Raw genomic sequence first — 16,474 nt, 5'->3', positions numbered from 1 at the left:
CGGCGCGCACATCGCCGGCAGGAAACGGGATGTAATGGGACGTTCGCGAATGGCTCCTATTGCGGCCACGCTCGCTAGAGTGAAGCAGTGCGCAACTACACTACTGAAGCCGAGCCCACCGCCCTGGTGGCTCCCTGGCTCGAGCCGCTCCTGCCGGAACTGATCGAATTCCGCCGGGACCTCCACGCGCATCCGGAGCTGTCCTTCAAGGAGTTCCGCACCACCGACAAGCTGGCAGAGCGGCTCGAAGCCGCCGGCTTGCATCCCCGCCGCCTTGAGGGCACGGGACTCACCGTGGATGTCGGGGAGGGTCCCATCGCCACCGCGCTGCGTGGCGATATCGATGCCCTTCCCATCATCGAAGAGACCGGGTTGGCCTTCGCCTCCCGGAACCACGGCGTCACCCACGCCTGCGGCCATGACGTCCACACCACCACCATGCTGGGCATCGCCCTGGTCCTGCACCGTATGCACCAGGAAAGCCCCCTCGGCGGGCGGGTCCGCATCATCTTCCAGCCGGCCGAGGAAACCATGCCCGGCGGGGCGCACGCCTGCATTGAGCAGGGCGTCCTGGACGGCGTACCCAGGATCATGGCCCTGCACTGCGACCCCCGGATCGAAGTGGGGAAGATCGGCACGCGCATCGGCGCCATCACCTCCGCCTCGGACACCATCCGGATTGAGCTGTCCGGCCGCGGTGGCCACACCTCGCGCCCGCACCTCACAGAGGACCTGGTGTTCGCGCTGGCCCAAATCGCGGTCAACGTCCCCGCCGTGCTGTCTCGCCGCGTGGACGTCCGCAGCGGCGTGTCCGTGGTGTGGGGACAGATCACTGCCGGTTCGGCGCCGAATGCCATCCCGGGGACGGGCTACATGGCCGGGACCATGCGCTGCCTGGACCGGGATGCGTGGCATGCTGCGGGGGAGCTCCTCGACGAAGTGGTGCACCAGGTGGCTGCACCGTACGGGGTGGACGTCCACCTGGAGCACACCAGGGGAGTGCCGCCGGTGGTCAACTCCGAGCACGAGACGGCCCTTATCGAAGCCTCGGCGCGCGCCGAGATCGGCGAAAGCGCAGTGGTGCTGACGCCGCAGTCCATGGGCGGAGAGGACTTCGCCTGGTTCCTCGCGGAACTCCCCGGCGCCATGATGCGCCTGGGGACCAAAACCCCCGGCGGCGAGGACTACGACCTCCACCGCGGCGACTACATCGTGGATGAACGCGCGCTGGGCCTGGGCATCCGGGTCCTGACCGCTGCCGCACTGCGTACCATCCGCGACCTCTAGCAACCCCGGCGCGCTCCGCCGTCGTGCCCGGCTGCGCAGTGAAGCCTTGGCTCGCCGCGCAGGGACAGTCCCGGCGCACTGAACGCTGATTCCAGCGCGTCATCCCATCCCGGAGCGCGCCCGCATCTTCCAGATAAGTTGTGCACAATTGAATTGCGTACTACGGTTATAGGCGTGACTGATGCTCCCCGCCTCGACCGGCAAGTGTGTTTTGCGCTCTACTCGGCCTCCCGGGCCGCCACCGCGGTCTACCGCCCGGTACTGGATGAGCTCGGCCTGACCTACCCGCAGTACCTCGTGATGCTGGTGCTCTGGGAAAGCGAGCCCCGGGGCGTCAAGGAACTTGGCGATGAACTCGGCCTGGACTCCGGCACCCTGTCACCCCTGCTCAAGCGTCTCGAGGCCCTCGGCTTTGTGGAGCGGAAGAGGTCGGGGGAGGACGAGCGCCGCGTCGCCGTCCACCTCACTCCCTCGGGACGCAGCCTCAGCGGCCCCGCGGCTGCCATCCCGCAGCGGCTCGCCGACGCCGCCGGGCTTTCCCTTGACGAGCTTGAGCAACTGCGCAACACGCTGGGCAAGCTGACCGCTGCCCTGCATGAATCCCTCTAGACCCGATTACTGCACCATCCCATCAACAGGACGGATAACCATCGTGAAGACCCTCTACACCGCTGAGGCACTGGCCTCGGGAGAAGGGCGGGACGGTACGGCCCGCAGCAATGACGGCAGGCTTGCAGTGGACCTGGCCAGCCCCGTGGAGCTGGGCGGAAACGGCCAGGGCACCAACCCCGAACAGCTGTTCGCTGCCGGCTATGCCGCCTGTTTCCACTCCGCCCTCCGCCTGGTGGGCCGCAAGGCAGGCGCAGACCTGACGGACTCGGCAGTGGCGGCCAGGATCCACCTGGGGCAACTGGACGGCGGAGCAGGCTTCGGACTGGCCGCCGAACTGGAAATCGCCCTCCCCGCACTGGATCTCGCCACCGCGGAGGACCTCGTGGCCAGGGCGCACCAGGTCTGCCCCTATTCGAACGCCACCCGCGGCAACATCAACGTCGACCTCAAGATTCTGGAGTACGCAGCATGAGTACAGCCCTTGCAACCACCACCCGTGAGATCCGCCTCGCCTCACGTCCCGTGGGGCGCCCCACCGGCGACAACTTCGAACTGGCCGAGTCTCCGCTGCCCGCGCTCGAAGAGGGCCAGATCCTGGTGCACAACCTCTTCATGTCCGTGGACCCCTACATGCGGGGCCGGATGAACAACGTCAAGTCCTACTCCGCCCCCTTCGCCGTGGGCAAGGCGCTCGACGGCGGCGCGGTGGGTGAGGTAATCGCGTCCCGTTCGTCGGCACACCAGGAGGGCGACGTCGTCGTCCATTCCCTTGGGTGGCGCGAGTACGCGGTTGTGGACGGAGCCGCTGCCACCCCTGCCCGCACGGACCTGGCGCCTGCTTCGGCATTCCTTGGCGCCCTGGGCATGACCGGCCTCACGGCATACACCGGCCTGCTCAAGGTTGCCGAATTCAAGCCCGGCGACGCCGTCTTCGTGTCCGGCGCCGCGGGTGCCGTGGGATCCCTGGTGGGCCAGATCGCCAAGGCCATGGGCGCCTCGCGGGTCATCGGCTCTGCCGGCTCGCCCGCCAAGGTGGCACGCCTCCTGGAGCTCGGCTTCGACGCCGCCTTCGACTACCATGACGGTCCCGTGGTGGAGCAGCTGGAGAAGGCAGCCGGCCCCAACGGCATCGATGTCTACTTCGACAACGTGGGCGGAGACCACCTGGAGGCTGCATTGGCGGTCCTCAATGTGGGCGGCCGGGTGGCGATGTGCGGCGCCATCGCGCAGTACAACTCCACCGAACCCACTCCTGCGCCCCACAACCTGATGCAGGCGATCGGCAAGCAGCTCACCCTCCGCGGTTTCCTGGTGGGTGGGCAGCGGCAGCATGCTGCCGAGTTCGCGGAGAAGATGGCCGGCTGGCTGGCTGACGGCACCGTGCGTTACGACGAGACAATCGTGGACGGACTGGAGAAAGCGCCGCAGGCCTTCATGGACCTCCTGGATGGCGCGAACACCGGCAAAATGCTGGTCCGGCTGTAGCCACCGCAACCAGGCATGAACAGTAGGGGCACCGTTATTCGCGGTGCCCCTACTGCTTGGTAACAACTTGTAAACAATCTCCGGGAACGGCTTCCGGCGTGCTATTGGGACGTGGCGCAGGCCACTAAAGTAATGCCATCAGTGCGCTCCGGCGCAGTGCTGCGTGCCTTCAGTGAAAACAGAATTTCAGCGCCGAAATGGACACTCATTGAATTCCAGCCCGTAGCGCCACTCGCATCATCCCTGGAGGAAAATTGAAGAAATCACTGCGTGCCAGCTTCAAGCGCGGTTCAATGGCCGGTGTGGCCACCCTCGGTGCGTCCGCGCTTGTGCTCACCGCCTGCGGTGCGGCCCCCGAAGCCGGCAGCACCCCGTCCGCGGGTGCCAGCGACTACACCGGCTGCATCGTCTCCGACTCCGGTGGGTTCGATGACCAGTCCTTCAACCAGTCCTCCTACGAGGGCCTGAAAAAGACCGAAAAGGACCTGGGCATCAAGGTCAACCAGGTGGAGTCGAAGACCAACAACGACTTCGAGCCCAACCTGCGGGCCATGGTCACCGCCGGCTGCAACCTGACCATCACCGTCGGCTTCCTGCTCGGTGACGCCACCAAGGCGCAGGCCACCGCCAACCCGGACAAGCACTTCGCCATCATCGATTTCGGTTACGACAAGCCGATCAGCAACGTCAAGCCCATCATCTACGACACCGCCCAGGCTGCGTTCCTCGCAGGCTACCTCGCCGCAGGAACCACCAAGACCGGCACTGTGGCCACCTTCGGCGGCATCAAGATTCCCACCGTGACCATCTTCATGGACGGCTACGCGGACGGCGTGAAGTACTACAACCAGCAGAAGGGCAAGAACGTCAAGCTGCTCGGCTGGAACAAGGACGCGCAGGACGGCAGCTTCACCGGCGACTTCGAGAAGCAGGATGTTGGCAAGCAGCTGACAAAGAACTTCCTGGACCAGGGCGCCGACATCGTCATGCCCGTGGCCGGGCCCGTGGGCAAGGGTGCGGGTGCCGCGCTCAACGAAGCCAAGGCGGCAGGCAAGGACGTCAAACTCATCTGGGTTGACTCCGACGGCTACCTGACGGCCCCGGACTACAAGGACATCATGCTCTCCTCCGTGATGAAGCAGATGGGCGAGGCCGTGGAAACCGTGGTCACCGAGGACAAGGACGGCAAGTTCAACAACACCCCGTACGTGGGCACCCTCGCCAACGACGGCGTGAAGCTTGCACCCTTCCACGGGATGGACTCGCAGGTTCCCGCAGACCTGAAATCCGAGCTCGAGCAGATCAAGAAGGACATCGTCGACGGCAAGCTGAAGGTCGAATCCGCAGCAAGCCCGAAGGTCTGACCCGCCAGGAAGCGCCACCGCCGGACCCCCACCCACTGGCCGGCCGGTGGCGCTTTTTGCTGGCCGCCCATTTACCGCATGGGACCGGCCCAACCTCCGACTGCACCCACTAGGCTGGTGCTGCAGCCACATATCCCGTCCGGTTGATCACCGGACGCTTCGAGATTGGTCGTCAGTTTTGAAACTTGAACTTCGAGGGATCACCAAACGCTTCGGCACGCTGCTGGCCAACGACCACATCGACGTAGTGGTTGAGCCTGGACAGATCCATTGCCTGCTCGGCGAAAACGGGGCAGGCAAGTCCACCCTGATGAACGTGCTGTACGGGCTGTATGAGCCGTCCGACGGCGAGATCCTGCTTGATGACAAACCCGTCACCTTCCGCGGGCCCGGCGATGCCATGGCTGCGGGCATCGGCATGGTGCACCAGCACTTCATGCTGGTGCCGGTCTTCACCGTCGCGGAAAACGTTGCGCTCGGGGCCGAACCCACGAAAGCGGCCGGTTTCCTGGACCTGGACCAGACGCGGCGCCGGATCCGGGAGATTTCGGACCAGTACGGCTTCGACGTCGACCCCGACGCCCTGGTGGAGGACCTTCCGGTCGGGGTCCAGCAGCGGGTGGAAATCATCAAGGCCCTGGTCCGCAACGCCAAGGTCCTGATCCTCGACGAACCTACCGCCGTCCTGACGCCGCAGGAGACCGATGAACTCCTGGACATCATGCGCCAGCTCAAATCCGGCGGCACGTCGATCGTGTTCATCTCGCACAAGCTGCGTGAGGTGAAGGAAGTTTCGGACACCATCACCGTCATCCGGCGCGGCAAGGTGGTGGGCACCGCCGATCCCGCGGCTTCCACCACGGAACTGGCCTCGATGATGGTGGGCCGCGCCGTCAGCCTGAACCTGGACAAGGCTCCGGCCCAGCCACGGGAAACAACGTTCGAAGTCAGGGACCTCACCGTCATAGCCGCCAACGGCCAGCATGTGGTGGACCACCTCAGCTTCCAGATCCGCCGCGGCGAGATCCTCGCTGTAGCGGGGGTCCAGGGCAACGGCCAGACCGAACTCACCGAGGCCATCCTGGGCCTGCAGGACCGGGTGACCGGTTCGATCGTCCTGGATGGAAAGGAACTGCTGGGCCGCCCCGTCAAGGAAGTGCTGGAAGCCGGCGTCGGGTTCGTCCCCGAAGACCGCAAGGTGGACGGGCTGGTGGGCACGTTCTCCGTCGCCGAAAACCTGATCCTCGATCTGTACGACAAACCGCCCTTCGCCAAGGGCATCAGCATGAGCCCGGCGAAGGTCATGGAGAACGCCACGGCCCGCATCGGCGAGTTCGACGTCCGCACCCCGTCCGCAGCGGCCGCGGCAGGCACCCTCTCCGGCGGCAACCAGCAAAAACTGGTGATGGCCCGCGAACTCTCACGCCCGCTGCGCCTCTTCATCGCCTCCCAGCCCACCCGCGGTGTGGATGTCGGCTCCATCGAGTTCCTGCACCGGCGCATTGTCGCCGAGCGTGACCAGGGGACGCCGGTGATGATCATTTCCACCGAACTGGACGAAGTCATGGAACTGGCAGACCGGATCGCCGTGCTCTACAAGGGCAAGCTGGTGGGCACGGTACCCGCCGGGACCAGCCGCGACGTCCTGGGCCTGATGATGGCGGGCATCCCGCCGGAGGAACACGCACCCACCCCACAGGCCGGCAGCAACCCGGCCCCCGCCACCAACGCCGAGGGAGCCGACCATGCCTGAGCAGCATCCCCCCAAGCACGCCGCAGAGGGCCCCGGCGCCGCCGACAAACATGATGGCACCGCCTCCCATGCCAGCCTGGCAGAGGAGGAAACGGCCGCCGTCGTCTCCGTTGATACGGCCGGCGGAGCGATGGAACCCTCGGCGGTTCCGGCAACCGCCCAAAGCGGGAAGCTGCCCGGCGGCCCGGACACCCTGCTCCGCAGGATCTTCACCGGAAGCGGAATGGTCTCGGTCCTGGCGGTACTCCTGGCGCTGGTCATCGGCGGCCTGCTGATCGCCAGCACCGACAAACAGGTGGCCACCACCTCCAGCTACTTCTTCGCCCGGCCAACGGACTTCTTCACGGCGGTGTGGAACGCAGCCACCCGCTCCTACATCGCGCTCTTCCAGGGGTCGGTGTTCAACCCCCGCGGCAACGGGGTAGCCGCGCAGTTCGCCCCCTTCATGGAAACGCTCACCATCGCCACGCCGCTCATCACCGCCGGCCTTGGCGTGGCACTGGCTTTCCGGGCAGGGCTCTTCAACATCGGCGCCCAGGGCCAGATCATCGTGGCCGGCATCCTGGCAGCCTGGGTGGGCTTCGCACTCCACCTGCCGATGGGCCTGCACCTGCTCCTGGTGCTTATCGCCGGCATCGTGGGCGGCGCCCTCTGGGGCGGACTGGTGGGCCTGCTGAAGGCCCGCACAGGCGCCCACGAGGTGATCCTCACCATCATGTTCAACTACATCGCGCTCTACTTCCTGCGCTACCTGCTGAACACCCCGGCCTTCCAGCGGCCGGGGGAGTCGAACCCGATCTCCCCGATCCTGGACCCCAGCGCCGTCTACCCGCAGATCCTTGGCACCCAATACCGGCTGCACCTCGGCTTCATCCTGGCTATCGGTGCCACGCTCCTGGTGTGGTGGATCCTCAACCGGTCCACCGTGGGCTTCGAGTTCCGCGCCGTCGGGGCGAACCCGAAAGCGGCCCAGACGGCCGGGATCAACGTGCCCCGCGCAACCATCCTCGTCATGGCCCTCGCCGGTGCCCTCGCCGGCATGTCCGGCGTGGCCCAGGTGGCGGGCACGGAGAAGGTCCTTACCGACGGCGTCGCCGCCACCTACGGGTTCGACGCCATCACGGTTGCGTTGCTGGGACGTTCGACGCCGTGGGGCACCTTTGCCGCCGGCCTGCTGTTCGGTGCCTTCCGTGCCGGCGCGGTCCAGATGCAGATCCAGACCGGTACTCCGATCGACATCGTCCTGGTGGTCCAGTCTCTGATTGTCCTGTTCATCGCGGCACCGCCGCTGGTACGCGCGGTGTTTGGCCTCAACCCCCGGCGCCGGAAGCCCGCGCGCACCGCCAAGTCCAAGCAGGCAGCCACTACCGGAGGTGCAGCATGAGCACTACAGTTTCCTCGCCCCGGCCGGGCAATCCGCAAGGCGGGGGCGCCACCGCAGACCCGTCCGCCACGGCGCTGTCCGCCAAGCCGGTGGGCTGGAAGACGCCTGTCCTGCTGGCCGTGTTCGCCGTCGTATCGCTGGTGTTCTTCGGCTTCCTGGCGCCCAACAAGACCGCCAGCTTCGGCATTTCCACAGGAAGCGACTTCTTCCAGCTGCCCGCCCTGGAGATCGATGCAGCCGTCGGCGGCATCGTGCTGTCCGTGCTCCTGCTGGCGCTGGCGGCCTATGCCGTCTACCTGAAGCTGAAAAACCGCCCGGCCCCGGGCTGGCTGACCGTAACCTTCATCAGCCTCTTCGTCGCGGCGTTCCTGATTTGGGTGGTGGGCGGGGCCCGCACGCCGGCCATCTCGCTGGCCGGCCTGATCGCCGGGTCCGTCACCCTCGCTGTCCCGCTCGTGTTCGGGTCCCTTTCCGGTGTCCTGTGCGAACGGGTGGGCGTGGTCAACATCGCCATCGAGGGGCAGCTGTTGGGCGGCGCGTTCACAGCCGCCATTGTGGCCAGCATGACCAAGAACCCCTTCATCGGCCTGGTTGCCGCTGCCGCTGCCGGCGCTGTCGTCTCCATGGTGCTGGCCCTGTTCAGCATCAAATACCTGGTCAACCAGATCATCGTGGGCGTGGTCCTGAACGTGCTGGTTTCTGGCGTCACCGGCTTCCTGTTCAGCACGGTGATGCAGGCCAACAAGGCCCAGTTCAACTCCCCGCCGGGCCTGGACGTCATCGACATCCCGGTGCTGTCCGGCATCCCGGTCATCGGCCCCATCCTGTTCCGCCAGTCGCTGGTGGGCTACCTGATGTACATCGCTGTCGCCGTTGTTTGGGTGGGCCTGTTCAAGACCCGGTGGGGCCTGCGCGTCCGGGCCGTGGGGGAGCACCCGCAGGCGGCGGACACCCTCGGCATCAACGTCAACCTCACCCGATTCTGGAATGTCACCCTCGGCGGCGCTGTTGCCGGCATCGGTGGCTCGTTCTTCACCCTGGTGGCGATCGACAGCTTCACCAAGGAAATCTCCGGGGGCCGCGGATTCATCGCCCTCGCGGCGCTCATCTTTGGACGCTGGAACCCGATCGGTGCCTTCTTCGCCGCGCTCCTGTTCGGGTTCGCGGACAACCTGCAGAGCATCGTGACCATCATCGGCACCCCGGTGCCCAGCCAGTTCATGGCCATGCTGCCCTACCTGGTCACAGTCCTGGCCGTGGCAGGACTCGTCGGCAAATCCAGGGGGCCGGCGGCAAGCGGCATTCCCTACGTGAAGGGTTGACCGCCGTGGATGCCCCGCAGCAGGTGGACTGGGCGGCGCTGGAGGCAGCCGCCGTCGCCGCCATGAAAAGCGCCTACGCCCCGTACTCGAAATTCCCGGTGGGGGCTGCGGCCCTCACCGCGGACGGCCGGATCGTCAGCGGCTGCAATGTGGAAAACGCCAGCTACGGCCTGACCCTGTGCGCCGAATGCGTCCTGGTGGGAAACCTGAACATGACCGGCGGCGGGCTCCTGCGCGCCTTTTACTGCGTGGACGGCGCTGGCAACGTCCTGGTGCCCTGTGGCCGGTGCCGGCAACTGCTGTACGAGTTCCATGCGCCGGGCATGCAGCTGATGACCACCCAGGGCATCAAAACCATGGACCAGATGCTGCCCGACGCCTTTGGCCCCGACCACCTGGAGGAGACCCCGTGACCGACAACAAGGCCGAGGCGTTCGACGCCGTGGACATCATCCGCATCAAGCGCGACAAAGGCACGCTGAGCCCCGAACAGATCGACTGGACCATTGACGCCTACACCCGCGGAGCGATCGCGGACGAGCAGATGGCGGCCCTCAACATGGCCATCCTGCTCAACGGCATGGACCGGGTGGAAATTGCCCGCTGGACAGCTGCGATGATCGCGTCCGGGGAGCGCATGGATTTCTCCAGCCTGCGCCGCCCTGACGGCGGGCTCAAGTACACCTCGGACAAGCACTCCACCGGCGGGGTGGGGGACAAGATCACGCTGCCGCTGGCACCCCTGGTGGCCGTGTTCGGCGTCGCAGTCCCGCAGCTGTCCGGCCGGGGCCTCGGCCACACCGGCGGCACCCTGGACAAGCTGGAATCCATCCCCGGCTGGCGCGCAAACCTCAGCAACGAGGAAATCCTCGCCCAGCTCCAGGAGGTGGGTGCCGTCATCTGCGCCGCCGGCGCCGGCCTGGCGCCCGCTGACAAGAAGCTTTACGCGCTGCGCGATGTCACCGGAACCGTGGAGGCCATCCCGCTGATCGCCTCCTCGATCATGAGCAAGAAGATCGCCGAGGGCACCGGGTCGCTGGTCCTGGACGTCAAGGTGGGCAGCGGCGCTTTCATGAAGGACGAAGCCAAAGCACGCGAGCTGGCCGAAACCATGGTGGCCCTGGGCAAGGACGCGGGCGTGAACACCGTCGCCCTGCTCACCAATATGGACACCCCGCTGGGCCTCACGGCAGGCAATGCCATCGAGGTGGAGGAATCAGTGGAGGTGCTGGCGGGCGGCGGCCCGGAAGACGTCGTCGAACTGACAGTCCGGCTCGCCGAAGAGATGCTCGCCTGCGCAGGGGTACATGACGCCGATCCCGCCGCGGCACTGAAGGACGGCCGCGCGATGGACGTGTGGAACAGGATGATCTCGGCCCAGGGCGGCGACCCGCACGCCGCGCTGCCCGTGGCCAAAGAATCCGACGTCGTTTACGCCCCCGCGGACGGCGTGCTCGTGGAACTTGATGCGCTCGCCGTGGGCGTCGCCGCCTGGCGGCTCGGTGCCGGCCGTGCCAGAAAGGAGGACTCCGTGCAGGCAGCGGCCGGAGTCCGCATGCACGCCAAGCCCGGGGCCGTCGTCCGCGCCGGCGAACCGCTGATGACGCTGCTGACGGACACCCCGGAACGTTTCGCCCGCGCCAGGGAGGCGCTGGAACACGCGGTGGTCATCGCCCCCGAAGGGTCGCGGCCCGCCCAGCAGCTCATCATCGACCGCATAGCATAGGTACCCATGCAGGCCATCAATGACTTCATCCTCGCCGCCGCAGGCCAGCCGTGGGTGCTGGTCCTGGTGCTGGCCTGCTGCGTCATTGACGGTTTCTTCCCTCCCGTCCCCAGCGAATCCGTAGTGGTGGGCCTGGCCGCCGTCGCCGCCACCGCCGATGTCCCCAACCCCTGGATCCTGGCGCTCGTGGCCGCCGGCGGTGCCTTCGCGGGGGACAACATCGCCTACCTGCTGGGGCGCCGCGTGGGAACCAGCAGGTGGGCGTGGATGCGCGGCCCGCGGATGCAGAGCGCCTTTCGTTGGGCAGGCCGGGAACTGCGGAAGCGGCCTGCCTCGCTGATCCTGGTGGCCCGTTTCGTCCCGATCGGCAGGGTGGCGGTCAACCTGACGGCAGGCGGTACCCACTACCCGCATCTGCGGTTCGTCGGACTGACCGTCCTCTCCGCCACCCTGTGGGCCAGCTACTCGGTCGCGATCGGACTTTTCTTTGGCCAGTGGTTTGAAGACAACCACCTCCTCGGCGCCGCCATTGCCATTGTTTGCGCCGTGGCGCTGGGCATCGTGGTGGACCTGGCGATCAACAAATTCCGCGGCAATCCCAACGTGGTGGAACGGATCCGGGAACCAGGGACCTGACCAAGGCGTTTAACGCGTCGTTCCGGGCACTAAAGGCGTAGCGCACTGCGCCCCCCGCATGGGACACTTAGGAACGATTTTCCGCTATGGCTGTGACACATTGGCTGTGTCATTTTTGTACAGGAGCAACACCGCGTGGAGTTTATTAATGAGGCCGTGCTCCATGCAGCGGGCCAGTGGTGGATTTACCCCGTGCTGTTGGTGTTCTTCTTCGTGGACGGTTTCGCCATGGTGGTGCCCAGCGAAACGCTGATCGTGGCGCTCGCGGCGTTTTCCCGGCACAGCGGCGAACCCAATCTGTGGATCCTTGGCTTCACCGCCCTCGTGGGGGCCATCTGCGGCGACAACATGGCGTTCATGCTGGGGCGCAGGATCGGCCTGGAACGCTGGAAGTGGATGCGCCGGCCCAAGGTCCGGAAGGTCTTTGGCTGGGCCCGGTACGAACTGGACAAGCGCGGTGCCGTGCTGATTTTCACCGCCCGCTACATCCCCTGGGGCCGCGTGGCAGTGAACTACGTGGCGGGCAGCACCGGTTTCCCGCACCGCAGGTTCTTCGTGCTTGACGCCGCCGCCTGCCTCACCTGGGTGGGCTACTCCATCGGCATCGGCCTGCTGGCCAGCTCGTTCCCCTGGCTGCACAACAACCCCCTGCTCAGCGCCGGCATCGCCGTCGTGTTCGCCATCGTGCTGGGAGTTGTCATTGACCACCTGCTGCGCTGGTGGCACAAACGCCTGGGCCGCCATGACGTCCCCGAAGACCCCGACACGGATGGATGGGCGGACGGCTCCTCCGCCGGGGGCGGCCCGGAAGGCCGGTCCGGAACGGTGTCGCTGGTGGTGCCCGCCGCCGAGGCCGGCCCCACGGCCAATTAGCGGCTGGCTTTGAACGGCTGGCATTGGACGGCTGGCTTTGGACACCGGCCCACCCTAAGGTGGGAACGTGACTGAGCCTATTGTTGACGCCGCCCCTGCCATCGATTTTGACCTGAAGAACCTGCCCAAGGTTTCCCTTCACGACCACCTGGACGGCGGACTCCGCCCGGCCACCATCATCGAACTGGCTGAGGCCGTCGGCCACACGCTCCCGTCCACGGATCCGGTGGCCCTTGGGCAGTGGTTCCGTGAGTCCGCGGACTCGGGCTCCCTGGTGCGCTACCTCGAGACGTTCGACCACACCGTCGCCGTCATGCAGACCCACGAAGGCCTGTTCCGGGTGGCCAAGGAATTCGTCGAGGACCTGGCGGACGACGGCGTGGTGTACGGCGAAGTGCGCTGGGCGCCGGAGCAGCACCTGCAGAAGGGGCTCACCCTCGACGAGGCAGTGGAAGCTGTCCAGGAAGGCCTGGAAGCCGGCGTCGAGGCTGTGGGGGAGAGCGGCCGAGAGATCCAGGTGGGCCAGCTCATCACGGCCATGCGCCATGCGGACCGCGGCCAGGAGATCGCCGAGCTCGCCGTCCGCCACCGCAACAAGGGCGCCGTTGGCTTCGACATCGCCGGGGCAGAGGACGGGTTCCTGCCTTCCCGGTTCCGGGACGCATTCACCTACCTCGCCCAGCACAACTTCCCCGCCACTGTCCACGCCGGTGAAGCGGCAGGCCTGGAGAGCATCCAGTCCGCCCTGGTGGACGGGCGCGCCCTGAGGCTGGGCCACGGCGTCCGCATCGCCGAGGACATCATGGTGGAATTCGACGACGACGAGGCCGGCGAAACCGTGGGTCTGGTGACCCTGGGCGACCTCTCCAGCTGGGTCCGCGACCGCGGCATCCCGCTGGAAATCTGCCCGTCTTCCAACCTCCAGACCGGCGCGATCGCCGGCTTCGGCGAAGGCATCGAAAGCCACCCGCTGGACATGCTCTACCAGCTGGGCTTCAACGTCACCATCAACACCGACAACCGGCTGATGAGCGGCGTTACCCTCACGGACGAGTTCAACCTGCTGGTGGAAACCTTCGACTACGACCTCGACGACCTGCTGGAGCTGACCCTGAACGCGGCAGAGGCCTCCTTCCTGCCCCTGGAGGAAAAGGAAGCGCTGGTGGAGTACATCAACGACTCCTACGCCAACCTTGGCTGACCAGGCACCCATCGAACGCCTGGTCGCGGTCCTCGCGCAATTGCGCGAGCACTGCCCCTGGATGGGCGCGCTGACCCACGCCTCCCTGGTGGAGTACCTCCTCGAGGAAGCCTACGAAGTCGCCGAAACCATCGAGGAAGGCCACCCCGACGCCGAACTCCAGGCTGAGCTGGGCGACGTCCTGCTCCAAGTGGTGCTGCATGCCCGGCTCGCCCAGGAGCGGGGTGCCTTCACGTTCGACGACGTGGCGCGCGGCCTGGCTGCCAAGATGGTCCGCCGCAACCCGCACGTGTTCCGGCCTGACGGCACCCTGCAGGACAGCTTCCCAGTCACGGTCGCGGAGATCGAGCAGAAGTGGGATGCCGTCAAACGGGCCGAGAAACCGCACCGGACAGATCCCTTCGAGGGGATCCCGCAGGCGCTCCCGGCGCTGGCCAGGGCACAGAAGTCACTGGACCGGGCCCAGCGCGCCGGGCTCGGGCTGCCCGCGGGGGTTCCCGTCCCCGGAAGCGAGGAAGAGCTCGGCGAGCTGCTGCTCGCCGTCGTGCGTTCCGCCCGGGACGGCGGCATGGACGCCGAGCGCGCGCTGCGGGCCGCCATTCTCCGGTACCAGTCCGATGCCGCACCATCATGACGCCGGGGCCTGGACAGGTTTCCGTAACCCGCACCACTCTCGACTACGCTTGTCCGTGACGAGTACGTCGAGTTTTTCTGCCACATCCCCCCGTTAATCGCCCATAAGGAGCAAATTCATGGCGCTTATCGATGCCATCCACGCCCGCGAAATCCTCGATTCCCGCGGCAACCCGACCGTTGAGGTCGAGGTCCTGCTTTCGGACGGCCAGATCGGCCGCGCAGCAGTTCCCTCCGGTGCATCCACCGGCGAACACGAGGCCGTTGAACTGCGCGACGGCGACAAGGGCCGTTACCTCGGCAAGGGTGTCCAGAAGGCCGTCGACGCCGTCATCGACCAGATCGCCCCCGCCCTGACCGGCTTCGACGCCACCGACCAGCGCAGCATCGACCAGGCCATGCTGGACCTGGACGGCACCCCCAACAAGGGCAAGCTCGGCGCCAACGCCATCCTGGGTGTGTCCCTGGCCGTCGCCAACGCAGCCGCAGCCTCCGCTGACCTGCCGCTCTACAAGTACCTCGGCGGCCCCAACGCGCACGTCCTGCCCGTCCCGCTGATGAACATCCTCAACGGTGGCTCCCACGCCGACTCCGACGTCGACATCCAGGAATTCATGATCGCCCCGATCGGCGCCGAGACCTTCTCCGAGGGCCTGCGCTGGGGCGTCGAGGTCTACCACAACCTCAAGTCCGTGCTCAAGGAACAGGGCCTGTCCACCGGCCTCGGCGACGAAGGCGGCTTCGCCCCGAACCTGCCGTCCAACCGCGCAGCCCTGGACCTCATCACCGAAGCCATCAAGAACGCCGGCTACACCCCGGGCAAGGACATCGCCCTGGCCCTGGACGTCGCCTCCTCCGAGTTCTACAAGGACGGCGCCTACCAGTTCGAGGGCAAGGCCCTGTCCGCCAGCGAGATGAGCGCCTACTACGCCGAGCTCGTGGCCGACTACCCGCTGGTATCCATCGAGGACCCGCTGGACGAGAACGACTGGGAGGGCTGGAAGACCCTCACCGACGCCATCGGCGACAAGGTCCAGCTGGTGGGCGACGACCTGTTCGTCACCAACCCCTCCATCCTGCAGCGCGGCATCGACACCAAGACCGCCAACTCGCTGCTGGTCAAGGTCAACCAGATCGGTTCCCTGACCGAGACCCTGGATGCTGTCAGCCTGGCCCAGCGTGCCGGCTACACCACCATCACCTCGCACCGCTCCGGCGAGACCGAGGACACCACCATCGCCGACATCTCGGTGGCCACCAACGCCGGCCAGATCAAGACCGGTGCCCCGGCCCGCTCCGAGCGCGTCGCCAAGTACAACCAGCTGCTGCGCATCGAAGAGGAACTCGATGACGCCGCACGCTACGCCGGCCGCAGCGCGTTCCCGCGTTTCAAGGGCTAGTAGCCGCGTAATACCTTCAGCGGTGGCTATGGTTGGAAGACCATAGCCACCGCTGTCGTTTCCGGCAGCATCAGTCCCAGCCCAGATTTTTGGCGGCCCAGGCAGGCTGCGTTTCAGGAGTGTCATGGCTACCCGCCGTCCCAAAGTTCCCAAGGCCGCCCCCCACCGTTCTGCCGGGGAATCCGCCGAGGGCGCCGACGTCATCCGCGCGCACTTCGGCCCGGGCAAGGAACGCGCGGCAGGAGAATCCAAGGAACGCGCGGGGGAATCACGCGGTGCTGCTGCGGCCCGGCCGACGGCGGGGCAGGCCAAGGCTGCGCGCAGCACCGGCAAGCGAAGCGGCAAGGGGAGCAGCGTCGCGGGCGGTACCCCCGCCGGCGAGGACGAAGCGCCGCAGCCCGTTCCGGCAAAGGCCTTCTCGGGGCGGATGCTGGCGCTGGCCGTGGTCATGATTGCCATCACCATCATGCTCGCGCCCACGGTCAAGGTCTTCTTCGACAAGAAGGCGGAAATTGACGCCCTGAACGCCGATATCGCCGCACGCCAGGCCGAAGGTGACGTCCTCCGGCAACAGGTCTCCCGCTGGCAGGACCCCAACTACGTGAAGCAGCAGGCCCGCGACCGCATTAACATGGTTATGCCGGGCGAAACCGGCTACTGGGTCTTCGGCGGCGATTTGCCGGCCGGAGAAAGCAGTAGCCCCACCGGCGCAGCAGCACAAGACCCCGCCGATCTGCCGTGGGTGGATTCCCTGTGGGAGTCCATCAGGCGCGCGGCCACAGACTGAACCGCACAGGA

At 66.6% G+C, this 16,474-nt stretch carries 16 protein-coding genes; all 16 read left to right on the top strand.

The features are described 5' to 3' along the window. Positions 1-87 precede the first annotated feature (87 nt). Complete coding sequence (locus tag K4G53_RS03085) at positions 88-1,287, top strand: amidohydrolase (RefSeq protein ID WP_221384020.1); 1,200 nt, start codon at positions 88-90, stop codon at positions 1,285-1,287. Between the two features lie 174 nt (positions 1,288-1,461). Further along, positions 1,462-1,896: a MarR family winged helix-turn-helix transcriptional regulator gene (locus K4G53_RS03080; protein ID WP_221384019.1), complete on the top strand. Its 435-nt coding sequence runs from the start codon at positions 1,462-1,464 to the stop codon at positions 1,894-1,896. A gap of 43 nt (positions 1,897-1,939) precedes the next feature. Further along, positions 1,940-2,371: an organic hydroperoxide resistance protein gene (locus tag K4G53_RS03075; RefSeq protein WP_308287803.1), complete on the top strand. Its 432-nt coding sequence runs from the start codon at positions 1,940-1,942 to the stop codon at positions 2,369-2,371. Continuing rightward, the gene (locus K4G53_RS03070; RefSeq protein ID WP_221384018.1) at positions 2,368-3,384 is read left to right on the top strand and encodes an NADP-dependent oxidoreductase; all 1,017 of its coding nucleotides are present in this window, start codon (positions 2,368-2,370) and stop codon (positions 3,382-3,384) included. The genes K4G53_RS03075 and K4G53_RS03070 overlap by 4 nt, the downstream gene beginning before the upstream one ends. Positions 3,385-3,677: 293 nt before the next feature. After that, a complete protein-coding gene (locus K4G53_RS03065) occupies positions 3,678-4,748 on the top strand; it encodes a BMP family protein (RefSeq protein WP_221384069.1) in 1,071 nt (356 codons plus the stop codon). A gap of 178 nt (positions 4,749-4,926) precedes the next feature. Beyond that, positions 4,927-6,501: an ABC transporter ATP-binding protein gene (locus K4G53_RS03060; protein WP_221384017.1), complete on the top strand. Its 1,575-nt coding sequence runs from the start codon at positions 4,927-4,929 to the stop codon at positions 6,499-6,501. Beyond that, positions 6,494-7,885 (top strand): ABC transporter permease, encoded by a 1,392-nt coding sequence (locus K4G53_RS03055; RefSeq protein WP_221384016.1) that lies wholly within the window; start codon positions 6,494-6,496, stop codon positions 7,883-7,885. Before K4G53_RS03060 ends, K4G53_RS03055 begins: the two co-directional genes overlap by 8 nt. Continuing rightward, positions 7,882-9,207, top strand: a complete 1,326-nt coding sequence (locus K4G53_RS03050; RefSeq protein WP_221384015.1) for an ABC transporter permease — start codon at positions 7,882-7,884, stop codon at positions 9,205-9,207. The genes K4G53_RS03055 and K4G53_RS03050 overlap by 4 nt, the downstream gene beginning before the upstream one ends. Positions 9,208-9,212: 5 nt before the next feature. Then, a complete protein-coding gene (locus tag K4G53_RS03045; RefSeq protein WP_221384014.1) occupies positions 9,213-9,620 on the top strand; it encodes a cytidine deaminase in 408 nt (135 codons plus the stop codon). After that, the gene (locus tag K4G53_RS03040) at positions 9,617-10,933 is read left to right on the top strand and encodes a thymidine phosphorylase (RefSeq protein ID WP_221384013.1); all 1,317 of its coding nucleotides are present in this window, start codon (positions 9,617-9,619) and stop codon (positions 10,931-10,933) included. Before K4G53_RS03045 ends, K4G53_RS03040 begins: the two co-directional genes overlap by 4 nt. Before the next feature lie 6 nt (positions 10,934-10,939). After that, entirely contained in the window at positions 10,940-11,569 is a 630-nt protein-coding gene (locus tag K4G53_RS03035; RefSeq protein ID WP_221384012.1) for a DedA family protein, read from the top strand. 135 nt (positions 11,570-11,704) lie between these two features. Further along, a complete protein-coding gene (locus tag K4G53_RS03030) occupies positions 11,705-12,442 on the top strand; it encodes a DedA family protein (protein WP_221384011.1) in 738 nt (245 codons plus the stop codon). Between the two features lie 67 nt (positions 12,443-12,509). Continuing rightward, complete coding sequence (locus tag K4G53_RS03025) at positions 12,510-13,643, top strand: adenosine deaminase (RefSeq protein ID WP_221384010.1); 1,134 nt, start codon at positions 12,510-12,512, stop codon at positions 13,641-13,643. Between the two features lie 61 nt (positions 13,644-13,704). Next, a complete protein-coding gene (locus K4G53_RS03020) occupies positions 13,705-14,277 on the top strand; it encodes a MazG nucleotide pyrophosphohydrolase domain-containing protein (protein ID WP_221384068.1) in 573 nt (190 codons plus the stop codon). Between the two features lie 118 nt (positions 14,278-14,395). Beyond that, complete coding sequence (gene eno, locus K4G53_RS03015; RefSeq protein WP_221384009.1) at positions 14,396-15,676, top strand: phosphopyruvate hydratase; 1,281 nt, start codon at positions 14,396-14,398, stop codon at positions 15,674-15,676. Positions 15,677-15,800: 124 nt separating this feature from the next. Further along, positions 15,801-16,463: a septum formation initiator family protein gene (locus tag K4G53_RS03010; RefSeq protein WP_221384008.1), complete on the top strand. Its 663-nt coding sequence runs from the start codon at positions 15,801-15,803 to the stop codon at positions 16,461-16,463. Positions 16,464-16,474 lie beyond the last annotated feature (11 nt).

The organism is Arthrobacter sp. MAHUQ-56 (assembly GCF_019710585.1).
GTDB lineage: Bacteria > Actinomycetota > Actinomycetes > Actinomycetales > Micrococcaceae > Arthrobacter.
Note: the sequence above shows the minus strand (reverse complement) of the source record. Positions and strands in the feature narration are given on the sequence as shown.